The organism is Psychroserpens mesophilus (assembly GCF_050617655.1).
Classification (GTDB): Bacteria; Bacteroidota; Bacteroidia; order Flavobacteriales; family Flavobacteriaceae; genus Psychroserpens; species Psychroserpens mesophilus_A.
In genome coordinates, this window is sequence record NZ_JBODQC010000002.1 from 177352 (window position 1) to 196779 (window position 19428).

Genomic DNA, 19428 nt, shown 5'->3' on the forward strand with positions numbered 1-19428 from the left:
TGTTCTTTTAACAAATCTTACATTGATATTTATCAACTTATACTGTTATTGAAAGTTAGCCACCTTTATAAGACCATCATAATCTTCTATAAATATACTGCTTCGTTTTGTGGTAATTAAGCTTTCTTCTTTAAAGTCTTTTAGCATTCTTACAACAGATTCTTTGGCTGTACCAACCATGCTAGCTAAATCATCCCGATTGATTATGATTTCAGTGTTTTTTTGAGAACCCTTTCTAAATTTAATTTCTAAAATGAGTAGATTAAGAGCAGTTCGTTCTCTTACAGTATGCTTGGCTAATAGCTTTGTTGCATTAATATAAACTCGAAATTCATGGCTTAAATTTTGCAAGAGATGTTGTGATAACAGATGTGATAAATCTACTGCTTTTAAAAAAGCTGCTTCAGGAATAAATTCCAGTTCACAATCAACCAGTGCTATTGCTGAATCTGCATATAACTCTTTACTCAAAACTGCATGATAACCGAGATACTCAAGTTCTTTACACAAGTAAAAAATATGTTGTGAGCCAAAATTGGTTTGACTCATTTTTTTTACTTTTCCTTTTATTATCCTGTAAACACCTTGTGGCTTTTCACCTTCTTTAAAAATATGATCTCCTGTTTTATAAATCAAAGTGGATCTGTTTGATTTTAAAATCTCGCAAATGGAGTCTGGTAATCCAGAAAACAAATCTTGATTATTAAAACCATAGTCTTTAATCAGTAACTTATCAACGTTCATTTTATGTCAATATTAAATTTATTTAAACTTTTAGCGCATTAATGCAATTACACCGTGAATTCAGAAACAGAATTGCATGCACAATCAGTTTCAAATGTCAATAACCGCAATTAAAATACGTGTGATGATCATCAAACATAACGCGTAAATGATAATCCTCTAAACTTGAAAATATTAAATAATCCTGGGAGGTTGAAACAGGCCTTCTGGATAAGAAGATGAAGACAATTCTTGATAAAAAAATCTATGAGGTTTGAAATCTAAAAACTCTAGAGTCCTTATTTCTAATGTATGAGGAGAAACCAACGATAAGACAGCAACACTACTTGCGTGTCTGTGATGTTGAAAAGGTAATTGGTCGTGGTCTTTTTTTTCCTCTTGATGTCTTGTATTGTGATCTGATTTTAATTCACCATAATGTTTAGAAACAAATACAAAAAAATTGTCTCCATATTGCTGGTTGTGAAACTGGGCATGCTCAATAAACGCATCGAGTTGAAGTATATCATGTAGCTTTACTCCAACACTTTGAAATAAGAATATAAAAGATAATAGGATTGAAATGCCTTTCATTCTATAAATATAAACTATTTAAAACAATTTACCTTGACCAGAATCATCTACATCTAAATTGTCATCTGTAGTTTCTGATGAATCTCCAGAAGGTTTTTTAGTTTCTGAAGGTTCAACGGTTTCATCTATAACTTCAATATCTGTAGCATGAATTTCCTCTGGAGCTTCATAAGGCAAAGGCTCTAAAATATTTATCTGATTGATTTTATCTTTTGTCAATTGATTTCCTAAAGCTGAAATACCTTTAATAGCTATAAATTCTTCAAGATTAACTGCTTCATTATCCTTGCGATCCTTACCTCGCTCTTTTGTAAACTCCATTTCTACCATGGGTTTCCAATCTGTAGAAATGATCTCAAGATATGAGCCTGGATGATCAGAAATAAAAGATTCTTCTTTCCCTTCATTTTCAATTAAAAAACGTTTGACGTAAAACAATTCCTTTTCACCATTATAGTAAATAACAGAGATTGGCTTTTTAGGAATCCATTTTTCTAAGACAATCATGTCGTCATCAAAATGAGTTGTAAGTTCAGGTAAAATCGTTTTAACGATTCCAGATTGTGTGATGATGAGTAATCGGTCTTCACCTCTAAACTCTCCAATCAACTCTCCTCTTCCATCAGCATTAAGTCGCTGTACAGTATCGTCAAACCAGATTTTTCTTGGTTTTAAGGTCGAAACACCCTTTTCTTTAAGTTCAATTTTTTTAACTGAATACTTAGTAACCCGATTTCCTTTAGAAGCACGACCTTTTATAAGAACATCTGCAAAATCGATATCCCATTTTAGTTTCTTAATGCTTCCAACTTGTCTTAAATATATGGTAATCACTTCTGCTTCACCATTTGGATTTGCTGAAAAGTACCAAACTTTTGAACCTTTGTTGCCATTGGTCATATCGTATTCTCGATCACGAGTCACAGACGTTACTGCAAAACGCTTGATGTAGGTTGGTCCTTTACTTCCATCACGATAAATCATATTGTAAATGGTGCGCTTGTCTTTTTTCTTAAAAACCGCCACATGAATGATGTCTTTTCCAACAAACGTTTTACTATCTACTTTTGTAACCATCATGGTTCCATCGTTAGTGAATACTATAATATCATCGATATCACTACAATCACAAACATACTCATCGCGTTTTAGTGACGTACCTATAAACCCTTCTGCTCTGTTGACATAGAGTTTGGTATTACGAATAACCACTTTAGTAGCATCTACATCTTCAAAAGTTCTGATTTCTGTTTTGCGCTCGCGACCTTCACCATAGTCTTTCTTTAAACGTTCAAAATACGCTATTGAATAATCAATTAAATTGGCCAAATGATGTTTCACTTCAGCAATTTGATCTTCTAATGCATCAATTTTCTGTTGTGCTTTATCGATATCAAATTTAGAAATCCGTTTGATTCGTATTTCGGTTAAACGCACGATGTCGTCTTCAGTAATGGCACGTTTTAAATGTTTAATATGAGGTTGTAACCCTTTATCAATGGCCTTAATCACACCTTCCCAAGTCTCTTGCTCTTCAATATCGCGATAGACTCTGTTTTCAATAAAAATACGTTCTAAGGAAGCAAAATGCCATTGTTCTTCAAACTCACCGAGTTTAATTTCTAGATTGCTTTTTAAAAGCTGAACCGTATTATCTGTTGAACGACGCAACATTTCAGATACTCCAACAAAATAAGGCTTGTTATCTTCAATGACACAGCCTAAAGGCGATATGGAGGTTTCACATCCAGTAAACGCATAAAGTGCATCAATGGTTTTATCTGGAGAAATTCCTGAAGGCAAATGCACCAAAATTTCTACATCTGCAGCTGTATTGTCTTCAATTTTTTTAATCTTGATTTTACCTTTATCATTCGCTTTTAAGATAGAATCAATTAATGACGATGTATTGCTTCCATAAGGAATTTCGGTAATAACAAGTGTGTTTTTATCTAGTTGAGAAATTCTAGCTCGTACTCTTACTTTTCCTCCTCTTAAGCCATCTTTATAATCTGAAAAATCAGCAATTCCGGCTGTTGGAAAATCTGGAAGTATCGTAAATCGTTTTCCTTTTAAATGTTTTACAGACGCATCAATGAGTTCTATAAAATTATGCGGTAATATTTTTGTAGATAATCCAACAGCAATTCCTTCGCCTCCTTGTGCTAATAATAACGGAAACATTACAGGAAGATTTACGGGTTCTTTTCTGCGACCATCATAACTGGCTTGCCATTCGGTAATTTTAGGATTGTAAACGACATCTAAAGCAAACTTCGACAATCGCGCTTCAATATATCGTGATGCTGCTGCTCTATCTCCTGTAAGAATATTTCCCCAGTTTCCCTGAGTATCAATTAAGAGGTCTTTTTGACCGATTTGTACCATAGCATCCGCAATACTGGCATCTCCATGCGGATGGTATTGCATGGTATGACCGACAATATTTGCTACTTTATTATAGCGACCATCGTCAAGGTCTTTCATGGAATGCATGATTCGACGTTGCACTGGTTTGAAACCATCTTCAATTGCAGGAACAGCGCGTTCTAAAATTACATAAGACGCATAATCCAGAAACCAGTCTTTATACATACCAGTAACTTTGGTGATCGTTTCATTATTATCGTCTTGTTCGTTGATTAAATCGTTTGTGTCGTCGCTCATTAATTAAGAGGCTTTTTTATTAGCTTTTACTATTTTTTTTAAAGATTGTCTGATATATCTACGTTTGCGCTTTGTAACTAAAGTAATGTTAAATGTTTCCCTTCGCTTACCATCTCCACGGGAATCTTTGATGTAGATTGTCAACGTTCTGTAAATGATGTAATTTTTAAAACTATACGCTAAAAGTCTTTCTTTTTCAAATTCAACAACATGTTGTCTGTAGTTAAAGTATTCTGAAAGCAATAATCCTTTATTCGTTAATATCACCTTAGTACCATCGCTATCATATTCAAAAAACTTACAAATAAAGTGGACTATAAAAAACAATCCAAAAAAGACAACAGCAAACGATACAGAACTCAAGGTTGCATTTCCACTAAAAATCCTTAAAGATTCTATAAATACAGGTAAAATAATAGCTAAAACTAAAAATATAAAATAAATGGAAACAATGATCTTTTTAACATGTGAATTATTGGTACGCATAAAAGTTTTTTAGACAGTTTAATTAATATCAAAATTATTAAGGATTGATGATAATTGCTTCTTTTCAAGCTCTAAATCTAACACATTACCATGTTCTGTTTTGACTTTCAAAGTTATCGTATTTAAAGTTTTTAAAACAGATTTTTTTATTACAAAATCACACAAGTCAGAGGAATTAACTTTTTCTCCATTTATTTCAAGGATTTCGTCTCCATACTTAATTTTAGTTTTTAAATCTTCATCCCAAACATAACCAATAACCAATCTATTGTTTTTTAATGTTTGTGTGAAACCGAAATCGCCATCCAAATCTAAAGTTTTGTCATGCGAATTAAAGTAAAATCTTTTATTTCTGTAATCTATTGTCATAATACCATAATTCAATAACTCCGCTCCAATTCTTGAATGGTCACCTTTCGTTGTGTGCGTAATGGCATTATTAATCTCAAAGTCATTTATAACTAATTTTGGCAAATGAACTCTTATTTGACTATTGACAGGAACCTCGCCAAACAAACTTAATGAAGATGCACCTTCACTTTGTCCTATTGCGTTATAAATCTTCTTCGTTTTAAATATAGCGTAGTTCTCTTGTGAGAGATCATAGAGGCTTCCCATTCCTGTATCGATTAAAACCATTTCTCTCCCTTTCTCTTTTCCTATAACATTAATCCAAACATAAGGACTACTTTGATTTCCTACTAACTTGATTTTTTCAGATTGTTTTTTATCTAAATTTAAGCGCTTTATTTTATCGGTGAAAATTAACGTCTTTTTTTTAGCATTAATTTGAATAATAGATTTTTTAAGCAAATTACTTCCTATAAAACCGTCGATACCAAAGCATTTAAAAATATCACTGGAATTGAGATCATAAACTAAAGCGATTTGTTTTGTAAACTCAATAGATCCAATTTTCAAACTTTCGATAAGAACAAAATCTAAGTTTTCTCTCATATCATTTGCATCAGAAGTTTCAATATTTCTTACAATATTTGGCGTAATTGCTTCAAAAACTTCTTTAGAAATGATATTTGGTGCGCCAGTGTCTAACAAAAAACGATAGGTTTTACCTTCGATTTCGACAGGAATTATAATTTTATTCTTTTCAAATTCAAAACTTAATTCTTCAAAATAATTATTAGCATTGACTTTTCCTTGTTTCAGGCTTTTGCTTTGCGCGTGAGCTGTGATAAAAAAAAATCCAAATAGGACCAGACATAAGATTTGACTATAGTTTTTCATTTTACTTAGTGTCTTCAATCAAATCTAATTCAACTTTCAGATTTTCAATAATAAACTCTTGTCGTGTTGGTGTGTTTTTTCCCATATAAAAGGACAGTAATTCCTCAATAGACATGTCTTTATCAAGCATTACTGGATCTAAGCGAATATCTTCACCAATGAAATGCACAAACTCGTCAGGTGAAATCTCACCAAGTCCCTTAAATCGTGTGATTTCCGGCTTAGGTTTTAATTTCTCAATAGCATCATTACGTTCTTCTTCTGAATAACAGTATATGGTTTCTTTTTTATTTCGGACTCTAAACAAAGGAGTTTGTAGAATGTATAAATGGCCTTCTTTTATAACCTCTGGAAAGAATTGCAGAAAGAAGGTTATTAAAAGCAATCTAATATGCATGCCATCAACATCAGCATCAGTAGCAATAACAATGTTATTATAACGTAAATCTTCGAGAGATTCTTCAATATTTAAAGCCGCTTGCAGCAGGTTAAATTCTTCATTTTCATAAACAATCTTTTTACTTAATCCGTAAGAATTTAAAGGCTTTCCTTTTAAACTGAAAACCGCTTGAGTATTCACATCTCTGGACTTTGTAATACTTCCTGAAGCAGAATCTCCCTCAGTTATAAATAACGTTGTTTCTAAATTGCGCTCGTTTTTAGTATCTCCAAAATGCACTCGGCAATCCCGTAATTTTTTATTGTGAAGATTAGCTTTTTTAGCTCTATCTTTTGCTAATTTTCTAATGCCTGAAAGTTCCTTGCGTTCGCGTTCGGCCTGAAGAATTTTACGCTGGATTTTCTCCGCTGCTTCTGGATTTTTATGTAAATAATTATCCAGATACGTTTTCATAAAATCGTTGATATAGGTTCTTACAGTTGGCAAGTCGCCTCCCATATCGGTTGAACCTAATTTTGTTTTTGTCTGACTTTCGAAAACAGGCTCCATGACTTTTATAGAAATGGCTGCAACAACCGATTTTCTAATATCTGAAGCTTCATAGTTTTTTCCATAGAATTCACGGATTGTTTTTACCAGAGCTTCACGAAAAGCGGCTAAATGTGTACCACCTTGTGTCGTATTTTGTCCGTTAACAAAACTATGATATTCTTCACTGTATTGGGTTTTACTATGTGTCAAAGCCACTTCAATATCATCACCTTTTAAATGAATGATATGATAAAGGCGATCGGTTTCATTGATATTGTCTGATAAGAGATCTTTAAGTCCGTTTTCACTATAATACTTCTCACCATTAAAAACAATGGTTAAACCAGGATTAAGATACACGTAGTTTTTGAGCATTTTAGCAACATACTCATTACGGTATTTGTAGTTCTTAAAAATGGTTTCATCAGGAATAAAAGACACTTTAGTTCCTTTTCGTCGAGACGTATCCTCTAATAAGTTCTGATTGGTAAGACTTCCTTGTTCAAACTCAGCAGAAGCCGATTTTCCATCACGAGTAGATTCAACTCTAAAATAATTGGATAAGGCATTAACCGCTTTGGTACCAACTCCATTTAATCCAACCGATTTTTTAAAAGCTCGAGAATCGTACTTACCACCTGTATTCATTTTAGACACTACATCTACAACTTTCCCAAGAGGAATACCACGACCATAATCTCTAACAATCACTTTATTTCCTTGAATAGAAATATCAATGGTTTTTCCTGCTCCCATAACATACTCGTCAATAGAGTTGTCTAATACCTCTTTGAGCAAAATATAGATCCCATCATCTGGAGATGAACCATCACCTAATTTACCAATATACATACCAGGTCGCATTCGGATGTGTTCTTTCCAGTCTAGCGAGCGTATATTATCTTCGGTATATTTGGTTTCTTGAGACATAAATAAGTGAAAAATTAGAATGGAATGCAATATAACATAACGCTATAAAAAATGAAATAAGGTTTACACAAAGTAATTAACAATAAAAGCCCAATTTTGTTGAGAACATTGAAGTTTTATTGAATTTCAGATAATTCTTCTGCTTTTTCTTTTAAAAAAGTGTTTCTAGTGTTTAAAAGATTGGTCATATAACGTTTTAGAAATAAGACATTCGCTAATTTTCCGAAGAGCCCAAAAGGCGATTGAAAATAGAACTTATCAATCATTACTGTATTGCCTTCTTTTTGCTGAAAAATATGCTCGTGTTTAAACGATTTAAAAGCTCCTGAAACCATTTCGTCTGTGAAATAATTCGGACTTTCAAACTCAGTGATTTTTGAAGTGAGTTGTTGTTTAATTCCGAAATGTCTAGCTTCCCAAGTAACCCATTCACCTAATTCAATCAAACCAGACATTTTTCCTGCAATTGCTTTTTCGTTGGAATGTTTTAGAGATTGTGTATGGAAATCAATATTACGAGACAAATCAAAACAGGTTTGAACGTCTGCTTTAATTAGGGTTTTTACTTCGATTAAAGGCATAGCGATAATTTAGGTCTCGACTGCGCTCGACCTGACAACTATACGTTAAACAAGAAATGCATTACATCACCATCTTTAACAATGTAATTTTTTCCTTCAACACGCATTTTTCCAGCTTCTTTAACTTTAGCTTCACTTCCAAATTGGACATAATCATCATAAGCAATTACTTCTGCTCTAATAAATCCTTTTTCGAAATCGGTATGAATCACTCCTGCTGCTTGTGGTCCAGTAGCACCAACATTAACTGTCCAAGCGCGAACTTCTTTAACACCAGCAGTAAAATACGTTTGTTGATTTAAAAGTTTATATGCTGATCGAATTAATTTTGCAGAACCAGGTTCTTCTAATCCAATATCAGCTAAAAATAGTTGACGCTCTTCATAATCATCTAATTCTGTTATATCTGCTTCTGTACCAACTGCCAATACTAAAACTTCGGCATCTTCATCTTTTACATTCTCACGAACTAAATCTACATAAGCATTACCAGAAACAGCACTTCCTTCATCAACATTACAAACATACATGACTGGTTTTGCTGTAATCAATTGCGCTGGTTTTACAAACTCTTCAATATCTTCATCACTAAACTCAATAGCTCTAACCGATTTTCCAGCTTCTAAACCTGCTTTTAGTTTTAATAAAACAGCTTCTTCTTTTTGAGCCTCTTTATTTCCTGTTTTTGCAGCACGCTTTACTTTATCTAATTTTTTATCGACGGTTTCTAAGTCCTTTAGTTGCAATTCCATATCGATGGTTTCCTTATCTCTAATAGGATCTACATTACCATCAACATGCACAATATTATCATTATCAAAACAACGCAATACGTGAAGAATCGCATCTGTCTCACGAATATTTCCTAAGAATTGATTCCCTAAACCTTCACCTTTACTAGCGCCTTTTACAAGTCCAGCAATATCTACAATTTCTACAGTTGCAGGCAAAACACGTTCCGGATTTACTAAAGCTTCTAATTTTTGAAGTCTTGGGTCTGGAACATTCACCACACCAATATTAGGTTCTATCGTACAAAACGGAAAGTTTGCACTTTGCGCTTTCGCATTAGACAAACAGTTAAATAAGGTTGATTTTCCTACGTTTGGTAATCCTACAATTCCAGCTTTCATAAATAGTAATTTTTGCGATTGCAAATATAGGTTTTCCTCTTGAAACTATTGAGAACTAAAACTTAAAAAACATTAGGTTGATGATTTGCCAAATAACCCAAACAAATACTAGACCTACAATTGCGAATAATGTGCATCCTAAATGCTTCCAAAATCCATTATATTCATTTTTAGTGTTCTTCATTATTGCAAAATAATAAAAAAACATTAATTTTCTATGTAACAAAATTTGTCATGTTTCGTTTATAATACATAAACCATCACCTATGAAAGTAATCTATCAATTGTTTTTCTTTTTAATTTTTATAACCACAGCTCAGGCTCAAGATTTAACTGTCACAGTTATAGATGCAGATACCAAGGAACCTATTCCGTTTGTAGCGATTCAAACAGCTCAATACAAAGGTGTGATGTCTAATGATGAAGGTGTTTTTGTTATTAATATTGAAGATGTTTCAGATAATCAAATTTCATTGTCTTGTCTTGGCTACAACCCTTTAACAATACCTTTGGAAGATATCAAAAACTCGAACTTTATTATTCGTTTAAAGTCTGCTGTTAACGAGTTAGACACTGTGTATCTGAGTAATTCAAGACCTAATGTAAACTCAATTATTTCTAATGTAAATAAAAACTTAAAACTAAATTACAAAAGTGATTCTTTGAGCTATCAACTATTCTTCAGAGAAACAGTTTATGTAGATTTTGAAAAGTTAGAACTTGAAGTGAACAAAGCAAGCCATTTTAAAAAGAAACAATTAGAGGATGTCAATACTCAACTTGCAAATATGGGAACAGAGGTGCAAAATAGTAACATCGTTTATTTTAAAGATTTCTCAGGAGATTTACATGTCTTAGATAATGCAAACAAAAAAATAAAAGTAGATAAGGCGACTCAAATAATAAATTCAAAGAAAGATTTTTCAATAGATAATATTCAAAAAGAAGGACAACGGATTATTTTGAAGTACTTAGACACAACTAAAACGTTTAAACTTAAATCAGGATTATTTAAAATTGAAGATTCATTATCACTTGCAAATGCAAATGATAAAGATAAATTTAATGAATTTGAAATTGACAACTTAAAAGGTAACGCTTCAACACTAATGCAACGATCTCAAACAGATAGCAATAGCATTTTGCGAAAAGTTCTTGATGCGGAAAATTACAACTATACAATTAGCAATATCACATTTGAAGAAGAAGAAACTATTTATCTAATTGAGTTTACTCCAAGACGGTCAAGAGCTAAATTTTCAGGAAGTATGTATGTTTCAGATAAAAGTTTTGCCGTCTTAAAATTAGATTATCAATATTCTGAAGGGAAACGTGGCTACAAATTGAATTTAAGACTATTGTTTGGTGTAAAATACATCGAAAACGTAAAACAAGGCACTATTATTTTCAAACCTAATGAACAGAATTATTACGAACCAAGATATATTAAAAGCGAAACTGGACAATATTTTTATGTGAATAGACCTCTTAAATTTATTGAAAATAGTAATGACAGAAATAAAACAGAATTTAATTTTAAAATAGAAGGCAATTCAAAAAACAGAGAAGAACTATTATTTATAAGTATTGATGCTATTGATATGAATGCATTTAACACTATAACTGAACCTAAAACTATAAAGTTTGAATCGTTGCGAGCCTATGATTCAAATACGTGGTCAGGAATTGAAACCTTGGCTCCTACTAAAGAACTAAAAGCTATTAAGGTTAAGGACTGATGATTTATAGTTTTTTATTGTATCAATTTCAATGGATGAATAAAAAACAAAAAAATCCCAAGCATAACACTTGGGATTTTTTTATAATAATTGTCAATTATCGATTTAATTATCAGGATGCATAAAACGTTGCTTTCCTAATAGCACTTCTTCTGTTTCTACATGGTCTTCATCAGGTACGCAACAATCTACTGGACATACTGCAGCACATTGAGGTTCTTCATGAAACCCTTTACATTCAGTACATTTATCAGGCACAATGTAATAAATCTCATCACTTATAGGCTCTTGTGTTTCATCTGCATCAACAGTTTTTCCGTTTGGCAAAACTAAATTGCCTTCTAAACTTGTTCCATCTTTATATCTCCAGTCATCTGCTCCTTCGTAAATTGCAGTGTTAGGACATTCTGGCTCACATGCTCCACAGTTAATACATTCGTCTGTTATAATAATTGCCATAATACTTAAATTCTATCGTTTATAGCCAAAAAATAGATCCGATTGAATTCGCTTTAACGTTGCGAACAAACAGAATTATTATTAGCTCAATTCTTTTCGGTTTGCGTAAATTTGCAATTGCAAAAATAAAGCCAAAACATCGTATAACCAAACACAAGATGGATTTACAACAAAGAATTAACGCATTTATAAAATTAGGAAACTTTTTGAGTCAGTTTACCAATGAAGGGATTCAAAAAAAAGATAATATTCCTCATAATGATTTGTTTTTTGAAGGTTTTAAACATCAAATTAAATTAGCACATGAACACAATGGCTGGTTTAAAAAAGAAAATATTTTATTTGCTTTACAAGGTTGGTCTAATCAATTGAATAGCAACACCATTAATCAATGGTTAGAAAAGTATCAGTTTAATATTAAAACCCCTAAAACGATTGCCATAATCATGGCTGGAAATATTCCTCTGGTTGGATTTCATGATTTTTTAAGCGTATTAATTACTGGTCATCATGTTCTGGTAAAGCAATCCTCAAATGATAAACACTTATTACCGTTTTTGGCTAAATATTTAGAGCATGTTGAACCTGAGTTTAAAAACCGTATTCAGTTTACAGAGGATAAACTAGAACATTTTGATGCTGTTATAGCCACTGGTAGTGATAATACTGCACGTTATTTTGAATACTATTTTAAAGACAAACCTTCCATCATCAGAAAAAACAGAAACTCAATTGCTGTGCTTACTGGTAACGAATCAGAAGAGCAACTAATAGCATTATCAGAAGACATATTTAGATATTACGGTTTAGGATGCCGAAACGTGTCTAAAATTTACGTGCCAGAAAACTACAATTTTGACGAATTTTTTAAGGCCATGTATGATTGGCATCCAATCATTCACGAAAACAAATATGCCAATAATTATGATTATAATAAAGCTGTGTATTTAATGAGTGAATTTACTATGTTAGAAAACGGATTCCTTATGCTTAAAAAAGATGAAAGTTTCTCCTCTCCTATCGCTACAGTATTCTACGAGCATTACCAATCTCTTGAAAATTTAAGAAAAGTGCTAAGCGAAAAAGAGCAGCAAATACAGTGTGTTGTTTCTCATGGTTTTATAGATAATGAGATTCAATTTGGTCAAACTCAATTGCCAAAGCTTTGGGATTATGCAGATGGTATTGATACTATTTCGTTCTCGTTGACAATCTGTTAATAATTTATCATTTTAATAACGCTTCTTTTATCAGAATTTATGACCTTTGTGAGTAATAAAATCACAACACATCCTCCGTTTCTTCGGAAATTAAACGATCAAATAAATGAAAAGACATAATTTTAGTGCAGGACCTTGTATTTTACCTGGTGAAGTACTCCAGAAAGCATCAGAAGCAGTAATTAATTTTGACAACGGTCTGTCTCTTTTAGAAATATCACACAGAAGTAAACCTTTTGTTGATGTTATGGAAAACGCTAGAGCTTTAGCTTTAGAATTATTAGGACTTGAAGGAAAAGGCTATAAAGCTTTGTTTTTACAAGGTGGAGCAAGTACTCAGTTTTTAATGGTAGCGCTTAACTTATTAGAAAAGAGAGCTGGATATTTAAACACTGGAACGTGGAGCGATAAAGCTATTAAGGAAGCGCGAATTTTTGATGATGTTTACGAAGTAGCATCATCTAAAGAAGCTAATTTTAATTACATTCCTAAAGGATATGATATTCCTTCTGAATATGATTATTTCCACTGCACCTCAAATAACACGATTTTTGGTACTCAAATGAAAACGTTTCCAAATTCACCAATTCCAATGGTGTGTGATATGAGTAGTGATATCTTTTCACGTCAGCTAGATTTTTCAAAATTTGATTTAATTTACGCTGGAGCTCAGAAAAATATGGGACCAGCTGGAACTACTTTAGTAGTTGTAAAAGAAGATATCTTAGGTAAAGTATCTCGTAAAATTCCTTCTATGATGGACTATAAAGTTCACATCAGTAAAAGCAGTATGTTTAATACTCCTCCTGTATTTCCTGTATATGTTTCTATGCTGACTTTACAATGGTTAAAAGATTTAGGAGGAATTCCTGCTATTGAAAAAGAAAATGATAAAAAAGCACAATTGATTTATTCTGAAATAGATCTGAATCCTTTATTTAAAGGTTATTCTACCAAAGCAGATCGTTCTACAATGAATGCAACGTTTACATTGGTTAACGAAGATTTAAAAGAAACTTTTGAAACCATGGTTAAAGAAGCTGGTATTAACGGACTCAATGGTCATAGAAGTGTTGGAGGTTACAGAGCATCCATGTATAATGCGTTGCCTTTGGAAAGTGTTGGTGTACTTGTCGATGTGATGAGCGAACTAGAACGTAAAGCATAATTAATTATAAAGAACAAGTGTAATGAAAGTATTAGCAAACGATGGTATTTCGCAAAGTGGAATCGATGCCTTAGAAAAAGCAGGTTTTGAAGTATTAACAACCACAGTTGCTCAAGAGCAGTTAGAAAACTACATAAACGAACACAACATCACTGTTTTATTAGTTAGAAGTGCTACAACGGTTCGAAAAAATATAATCGATAACTGTCCGAGTCTTAAAATAATTGGACGTGGTGGTGTTGGAATGGATAATATAGATGTCGACTATGCTCGAAGTAAAGGTCTTCACGTAATCAATACTCCTGCCGCTTCCTCTCACTCTGTTGCCGAATTGGTATTTGGACACTTTTATGGCTTAGCTCGTTTTTTGCATAATTCAAATCGCGATATGCCTTTAGAAGGTGATGCTAATTTTAAAGGATTAAAAAAATCGTATGCTAAAGGAACCGAGTTAAAAGGAAAAACACTTGGTGTTTTAGGTTTTGGACGCATTGGTCAAGCTACTGCTAAGGTCGCTATTGGAGCCGGAATGAAAGTCGTAGCTTTTGATCCTTTTATGGAAAAAGCAGATCTAGAGCTAGAGTTTTTTGATGGTCAAAAAGTACATTTTGAAATTAAAATGTCGTCTAAGGAAGACGTATTAAAACAAGCCGATTTTTTAACCTTGCATGTTCCTGCTCAAAAAGAATATGTCATAGATGAAGCTGAATTCAATCAAATGAAAAACGGTGTAATTATCGCAAATGCAGCACGTGGTGGAGTAATTAACGAAGTCGCTCTGGTAAAGGCAATTGAAAGCGGAAAAGTATCGAGAGCAGCTCTGGATGTTTTTGAGAAAGAACCAAAACCTGAAATTCAATTATTGATGAATCCTGCGTTGTCATTAACACCACATACTGGTGCGGCAACTAATGAAGCACAAGATAGAATTGGTACCGAACTTGCCGATCAAATTATAAGCATTTTAAAATAAGTCGCATACATTGTGACCAAAACAAATAAAATGAGTCCTAATATATGTTAGGACTTTTTTGTACCTTAAACATTCAATTTTTTAACCCTTATACAAAGATATTATGTCAGGAATTTTAGACTTATTAAACAGTGACCTTGGTAAAACCATTATTAGTGGTGTTTCAGGTTCAACAGGAACAGAACAAAACAAAACCAGTAGTGTACTTACTATGGCATTGCCAGTTTTAATGAAAGCAATGGAGCGTAACGCTTCTACTCCAGAAGGTGCTCAAGGTTTAATGGGAGCATTAAGCAGTAAGCATGACGGAAGCATCTTAGATAATCTTGGCGGATTATTTGGTGGTGGTGTTGATCAAAACGTTAAAACTGATGGAGCAAAAATTCTCAATCATGTTTTAGGTCAAAGACAAACTGGTGTGCAACAAATTATTGGACAAAAAGCCGGAATAGATGCTGGTTCTGTTGGAGAGATTTTAAAAGTAGCTGCTCCTATTCTTATGGGTGTTTTAGGAAAGCAATCTCGTCAAAATAATGTAAGCAATCCGAATGAATTAACCGGATTGTTAGGAGGACTTTTAGGTGGAAATAGTACTAAAAACGAACAAAGTTTCTTAGAATCTATTTTAGATGCCGATGGTGATGGTAGTGTTATAGATGATGTTGCTGGAATGGTTTTAGGAAGCGCAAAGAATAAAGGCGGACTTGGAGGTTTGCTTGGTGGCCTTTTCGGAGGAAAAAATTAATACATTTATGAATCGTATTATTTAAAAGTCAGACTTAAGTCTGGCTTTTTTGTTATCAAATAGGCTAGCTTTACGCATTCAAAAGTATAGTTTACGCATTGTACATTTAATAGTTTTTAATCCTAGTGTATTTTTGAATCAAATACGACTCATAATAATTTTGTAACTTTAAAACTAAAACGCACTATGAAGATTTTTTTCAAATTAATAATTGTTTCTCTATTAACCGTAGGCTGTAACAGCACGCAAAATGTCGCTGGCACATCTCAAGACAATGAAACTCCAGAAGAAGATATTGTTAGGCTCAATAGTGATGCATTAGAATATGAAATCGTCATTATAGAGCCAGGCTTTAACTCTTGGCTGGCAACAACTGCAAGACCTGAAGGCTATTATTCACAATCTTATATGGAATCTAAAAACTGGATAATGGTTCAAGAATGGAATGCTCGTGTATTACAGCCCATAAAATATGATCCAAATATGTACCAAATGCAAATTGATTACAGACCAGGTATCAATTATGGATACGAGTTGAATTATAAACTCTACAATTACTTCATTTATTTTCAACTAACATATAACCAAAGATTATCTACAGCAATTCCTAGAATTTAAAGTATCTTTGCATGGCAATTTAAAGCTATGTTAAAGACATTTAAATCTCGCTGGGAAATTCAAAAAAACTGGCAACTTTTATTTCCTTTATTAGGACTGGTTGGCTTAGGTTATAGTGCTTATAAGCTTACGCTTGCTCTCACTAATTCAAATTCTGAAATACTTATAAGTGTTGTAGCCATATGCCTCTTTTTTATACTCTTAAAGCTAACACTTTTCATTTTTAAAAAACTGGAAAACAAATGGATATTGGATTATAAGTGGGAAATGATACGCGTTTTTATTGTATTTGCCATTACTGGTTCGTCTTCTCTAGTAGTGGGAAAACCTGTTATGAAACTAATAGGAATTACTAAAGAAAACTTAAACCCTGTTATTTATTGGGTATTATTTATTATCATTGGCCTAATTTTCTATCAGATTCTTTTATTCACATTTGGATGGCTTTTTGGGCAGTTCAAATTCTTTTGGGAATTTGAAAAGAAAATGCTAAAACGATTTGGTTTAGGCAAGTTGATTAAATAGTGAACACATACAAACAACATATCGCATTTAGAATAGCAACACTAGCCATAGTGATTTGCCTGGTACTGCCTACTGTTGTAAAATTCTCTCATATATTTGCTCATCATAAACATGAAGTTTGTCTTGGTGAAAATCAATCGCACTTACATGAAATTGATGTGGATTGTGAGTTTTACAAGTTTAATCTAAATCATCAAACAACCTTAACAAGTTTTGAATTCAGCCCTCTTGAAGTTGCTAAAAACCAACAAGTTATTACTTCAAGATATTTCTTTTTAAGTACATTTCAGAGACTTCATTTCTCCCTTCGTGGACCACCTGTTAATAGTTAATTTTTATAACTACTGATGTAACAAACAATCAGTTAATTTTTAACTATTAAATTTAAATATATAATGAAAACAACTTATGTTTTTGTGTTACTTTCATTAGTAATGCAAACCTTATGGTCACAAAACACCATTCAAGGTAAAGTATCTGACACTAATAATAATGACCCTTTAGTATTTGTAAATGTGTACCTTCCAGAGTTAGAAAAAGGAACCGTTACTGATGAAAATGGTGAATTTACATTAAAAAATATTCCTAACGGAAACTATAAAATTGTAATCTCTTTTATAGGCTATGAAACCTATTCTCAAACCATAAGTCTTCCTCTTTCTGAAAGTTTAGATATCTCATTGGCATCTTCAATAATTGAAATGGAAGAAATTATTATCTCTACTCCTTTTCATAAACTACAAAGTGAAAATGTAATGAAGGTAGAACGAAAAAGTACTAAAGAGCTACGTGTACAAGGTGCTGTTAACCTAACAGATGGTATTACTAATATTGCAGGTGTGAATACGGTTAGTACAGGAATGAGTATTGGAAAGCCTGTCATTAGAGGCTTAAGCTCAAACCGTGTACTGGTTTATACACAAGGTGTACGATTAGAAAATCAACAATTTGGTGATGAGCACGGATTAGGAATCAATGAAGCTGGAATAGAAAGCGTTGAAGTCATTAAAGGACCTGCTTCTTTACTTTATGGTAGCGATGCTCTTGGAGGTGTTTTATACCTGAATCCTGAGCGTTTTGCTGATGAAAACACATCGGAAGGAAACCTACGAGCTCGATATTTCACAAACACGCAAGGCTTTAACTCTAGTGCTGGTTTTAAATCTTCCGGATCTGAATTTAAATTCTTATTTAGAGGAAGCGTTTCAGAACATTCCGATTACGAGACTGAAGATTATCGTGTGACAAATACAAGATTTAAAGAGCAAGATTTTAAAGCGGGTTTAGGGTATCAAAAAAATAGTTTTAAAACAGAATTAAGATATAACATTAATCGCTCAAAACTCGGTATTCCTGAAGAAATTGGTGTACAAAACACAAACATAACACCTTTAGAACCTTTTCAGGAAATCACAAATCATATATTCAGTTCTAAATCCACAGTATTCTTTAATAATTCGAGTTTAGATTTTACATTAGGTTATACCTATAATGACAGAAAAGAATTTGAAGATCATCATCACCATGAAGAAGAACATGAAGACGAAGGAGATGTTGAAGATGAAGATCATGACGAGCATGATGAAAATGAAGAAGCGGCTCTTCATATGAAATTAAAAACGTTTAATTATAACGTAAAATACAATCTACCAAAATTAGGAAGGTTTGAAACTATTGTCGGTGTTCAAGGTATGAATCAAGTCAATACGAATTACGGAGAAGAACTTTTAATTCCAAATGCTACTACAAACGACTTTGGAGTTTTAGCAACATCTCATATTCATTTTGAAACCTTAGACATCCAACTTGGAGCTCGTTTTGACAACAGACAAATTGATATAGAGAATTCTTTCAATCGAAATTTTAACAGTTTTAATGGCGCTTTGGGTGTTAAAACAAATGTGTTTAATAAGCTTACGGCTCGATTAAATTTTGCGAGCGGATTTAGAGCACCAAATTTATCAGAATTAGCTTCCGATGGAACTCATGAAGGAACCAATCGCTATGAAATTGGAAATGCTGATTTAAGCAATGAACAAAATTTTCAGACAGACTTTGCTTTAGAGTTCAAAAATGAGCATGTTGAAATCTTTGCAAATGCATTCTATAATATAATTAACGATTATATTTTTTTAAGTCCTAATGGTGAGTTCATTGATGAAGACCCTGTCTTTCTATACTTGCAAGATAACGCAAGATTATATGGTGGAGAATTTGGGTTTCATTTTCATCCGCATCCTTTAGATTGGCTACATGTTGAAACAAGCTTTGAAACAGTAACTGGACAGTTAGATGATGATAGTTATTTGCCGTTAATTCCTGCAAATACATTAAACAATACTGTAAGAGTTGAATTTGAAAAAGATTGGCTTAAAGAAGGTTTTGCATTCATCAAATACAGTTCTGTTTTTGACCAAAACAATGTCAATGAATTTGAAACCACGACTGAAGGTTTTAACTTATTAAGTGCTGGTTTTGGAGGAACAGTGAATCTGTTCGGTAATAATCTTGATATTAGTGTGGCTGCAACTAATATTACTAATGAAAAATATATAAATCACTTGTCACGTTTAAAACCTGATGGGATTTTTAATATAGGTCGCAATATTAGTTTTGGATTAAATTACACGCTATAACTAAGGAATTCTAGTCAAATTAAGCGCAGTTGAAAATTAGTAACGTGTTTCAACT

18 protein-coding genes are annotated in these 19428 nt (G+C 32.7%); 9 read left to right on the plus strand and 9 right to left on the minus strand.

The window, feature by feature from the left end:
- Window positions 1–45: 45 nt before the first annotated feature.
- The 8 genes from ACRHNM_RS05065 to ychF form a co-directional block, all read right to left on the minus strand.
- Window positions 46–744 (minus strand): Crp/Fnr family transcriptional regulator, encoded by a 699-nt coding sequence (locus ACRHNM_RS05065; RefSeq protein WP_431134333.1) that lies wholly within the window; start codon window positions 742–744, stop codon window positions 46–48.
- Between the two features lie 174 nt (window positions 745–918).
- The gene (locus ACRHNM_RS05070; RefSeq protein ID WP_431134335.1) at window positions 919–1317 is read right to left on the minus strand and encodes a hypothetical protein; all 399 of its coding nucleotides are present in this window, start codon (window positions 1315–1317) and stop codon (window positions 919–921) included.
- 18 nt (window positions 1318–1335) lie between these two features.
- Window positions 1336–3984 carry a DNA gyrase/topoisomerase IV subunit A gene (locus tag ACRHNM_RS05075; protein ID WP_431134337.1) on the minus strand — a complete coding sequence of 883 codons (2649 nt, stop codon included), beginning with the start codon at window positions 3982–3984 and terminating at the stop codon, window positions 1336–1338.
- A 3-nt stretch (window positions 3985–3987) separates the two neighbouring features.
- A complete protein-coding gene (locus ACRHNM_RS05080; RefSeq protein ID WP_431134339.1) occupies window positions 3988–4470 on the minus strand; it encodes a hypothetical protein in 483 nt (160 codons plus the stop codon).
- Between the two features lie 18 nt (window positions 4471–4488).
- The gene (locus ACRHNM_RS05085) at window positions 4489–5715 is read right to left on the minus strand and encodes a retropepsin-like aspartic protease (RefSeq protein WP_431134341.1); all 1227 of its coding nucleotides are present in this window, start codon (window positions 5713–5715) and stop codon (window positions 4489–4491) included.
- Between the two features lies 1 nt (window position 5716).
- Window positions 5717–7576, minus strand: coding sequence for a DNA topoisomerase IV subunit B (locus ACRHNM_RS05090; protein ID WP_431134343.1), 1860 nt, complete (start codon window positions 7574–7576; stop codon window positions 5717–5719).
- Window positions 7577–7692: 116 nt separating this feature from the next.
- Entirely contained in the window at window positions 7693–8157 is a 465-nt protein-coding gene (locus ACRHNM_RS05095; protein WP_431134345.1) for an SRPBCC family protein, read from the minus strand.
- Between the two features lie 38 nt (window positions 8158–8195).
- Window positions 8196–9290 (minus strand): redox-regulated ATPase YchF, encoded by a 1095-nt coding sequence (ychF, locus tag ACRHNM_RS05100; RefSeq protein ID WP_431134347.1) that lies wholly within the window; start codon window positions 9288–9290, stop codon window positions 8196–8198.
- A gap of 266 nt (window positions 9291–9556) precedes the next feature.
- Between ychF and ACRHNM_RS05105 the strand changes: the two genes are divergently transcribed.
- Window positions 9557–11029, plus strand: a complete 1473-nt coding sequence (locus tag ACRHNM_RS05105; RefSeq protein WP_431134349.1) for a carboxypeptidase-like regulatory domain-containing protein — start codon at window positions 9557–9559, stop codon at window positions 11027–11029.
- 105 nt (window positions 11030–11134) lie between these two features.
- Here ACRHNM_RS05105 and ACRHNM_RS05110 read toward each other — a convergent pair whose 3' ends face one another.
- Entirely contained in the window at window positions 11135–11488 is a 354-nt protein-coding gene (locus tag ACRHNM_RS05110) for a 4Fe-4S dicluster domain-containing protein (RefSeq protein WP_431134351.1), read from the minus strand.
- 158 nt (window positions 11489–11646) lie between these two features.
- On the opposite strand from ACRHNM_RS05110, the gene ACRHNM_RS05115 reads away from it, so the two are divergent.
- From ACRHNM_RS05115 to ACRHNM_RS05150, 8 genes are all read left to right on the plus strand, one after another.
- Window positions 11647–12708: an acyl-CoA reductase gene (locus ACRHNM_RS05115; RefSeq protein ID WP_431134353.1), complete on the plus strand. Its 1062-nt coding sequence runs from the start codon at window positions 11647–11649 to the stop codon at window positions 12706–12708.
- Window positions 12709–12814: 106 nt separating this feature from the next.
- A complete protein-coding gene (gene serC, locus ACRHNM_RS05120) occupies window positions 12815–13876 on the plus strand; it encodes a 3-phosphoserine/phosphohydroxythreonine transaminase (RefSeq protein WP_431134355.1) in 1062 nt (353 codons plus the stop codon).
- A gap of 22 nt (window positions 13877–13898) precedes the next feature.
- Window positions 13899–14849: a D-2-hydroxyacid dehydrogenase gene (locus tag ACRHNM_RS05125; protein WP_431134357.1), complete on the plus strand. Its 951-nt coding sequence runs from the start codon at window positions 13899–13901 to the stop codon at window positions 14847–14849.
- A 103-nt stretch (window positions 14850–14952) separates the two neighbouring features.
- Window positions 14953–15594 (plus strand): DUF937 domain-containing protein, encoded by a 642-nt coding sequence (locus tag ACRHNM_RS05130; RefSeq protein WP_431134359.1) that lies wholly within the window; start codon window positions 14953–14955, stop codon window positions 15592–15594.
- A 186-nt stretch (window positions 15595–15780) separates the two neighbouring features.
- Window positions 15781–16212, plus strand: coding sequence for a DUF6146 family protein (locus ACRHNM_RS05135; RefSeq protein WP_431134361.1), 432 nt, complete (start codon window positions 15781–15783; stop codon window positions 16210–16212).
- Window positions 16213–16239: 27 nt separating this feature from the next.
- Entirely contained in the window at window positions 16240–16737 is a 498-nt protein-coding gene (locus ACRHNM_RS05140) for a DUF6787 family protein (RefSeq protein ID WP_431134363.1), read from the plus strand.
- Window positions 16737–17069, plus strand: coding sequence for a hypothetical protein (locus tag ACRHNM_RS05145; RefSeq protein ID WP_431134365.1), 333 nt, complete (start codon window positions 16737–16739; stop codon window positions 17067–17069). The genes ACRHNM_RS05140 and ACRHNM_RS05145 overlap by 1 nt, the downstream gene beginning before the upstream one ends.
- Window positions 17070–17132: 63 nt before the next feature.
- Entirely contained in the window at window positions 17133–19373 is a 2241-nt protein-coding gene (locus tag ACRHNM_RS05150) for a TonB-dependent receptor (protein WP_431134366.1), read from the plus strand.
- Window positions 19374–19428 lie beyond the last annotated feature (55 nt).

Coding starts and splice junctions, on each gene's coding strand:
- ACRHNM_RS05080 (WP_431134339.1), bottom strand. CDS start 4,470: ATGCGTACCAATAATTCACATGTTAAAAAGATCATTGTTTCCATTTAT.
- ychF (WP_431134347.1), bottom strand. CDS start 9,290: ATGAAAGCTGGAATTGTAGGATTACCAAACGTAGGAAAATCAACCTTA.
- ACRHNM_RS05125 (WP_431134357.1), top strand. CDS start 13,899: ATGAAAGTATTAGCAAACGATGGTATTTCGCAAAGTGGAATCGATGCC.
- ACRHNM_RS05075 (WP_431134337.1), bottom strand. CDS start 3,984: ATGAGCGACGACACAAACGATTTAATCAACGAACAAGACGATAATAAT.
- ACRHNM_RS05090 (WP_431134343.1), bottom strand. CDS start 7,576: ATGTCTCAAGAAACCAAATATACCGAAGATAATATACGCTCGCTAGAC.
- ACRHNM_RS05105 (WP_431134349.1), top strand. CDS start 9,557: ATGAAAGTAATCTATCAATTGTTTTTCTTTTTAATTTTTATAACCACA.
- ACRHNM_RS05095 (WP_431134345.1), bottom strand. CDS start 8,157: ATGCCTTTAATCGAAGTAAAAACCCTAATTAAAGCAGACGTTCAAACC.
- ACRHNM_RS05110 (WP_431134351.1), bottom strand. CDS start 11,488: ATGGCAATTATTATAACAGACGAATGTATTAACTGTGGAGCATGTGAG.
- ACRHNM_RS05140 (WP_431134363.1), top strand. CDS start 16,240: ATGTTAAAGACATTTAAATCTCGCTGGGAAATTCAAAAAAACTGGCAA.
- ACRHNM_RS05085 (WP_431134341.1), bottom strand. CDS start 5,715: ATGAAAAACTATAGTCAAATCTTATGTCTGGTCCTATTTGGATTTTTT.
- ACRHNM_RS05150 (WP_431134366.1), top strand. CDS start 17,133: ATGAAAACAACTTATGTTTTTGTGTTACTTTCATTAGTAATGCAAACC.
- serC (WP_431134355.1), top strand. CDS start 12,815: ATGAAAAGACATAATTTTAGTGCAGGACCTTGTATTTTACCTGGTGAA.
- ACRHNM_RS05135 (WP_431134361.1), top strand. CDS start 15,781: ATGAAGATTTTTTTCAAATTAATAATTGTTTCTCTATTAACCGTAGGC.
- ACRHNM_RS05115 (WP_431134353.1), top strand. CDS start 11,647: ATGGATTTACAACAAAGAATTAACGCATTTATAAAATTAGGAAACTTT.
- ACRHNM_RS05130 (WP_431134359.1), top strand. CDS start 14,953: ATGTCAGGAATTTTAGACTTATTAAACAGTGACCTTGGTAAAACCATT.
- ACRHNM_RS05065 (WP_431134333.1), bottom strand. CDS start 744: ATGAACGTTGATAAGTTACTGATTAAAGACTATGGTTTTAATAATCAA.
- ACRHNM_RS05070 (WP_431134335.1), bottom strand. CDS start 1,317: ATGAAAGGCATTTCAATCCTATTATCTTTTATATTCTTATTTCAAAGT.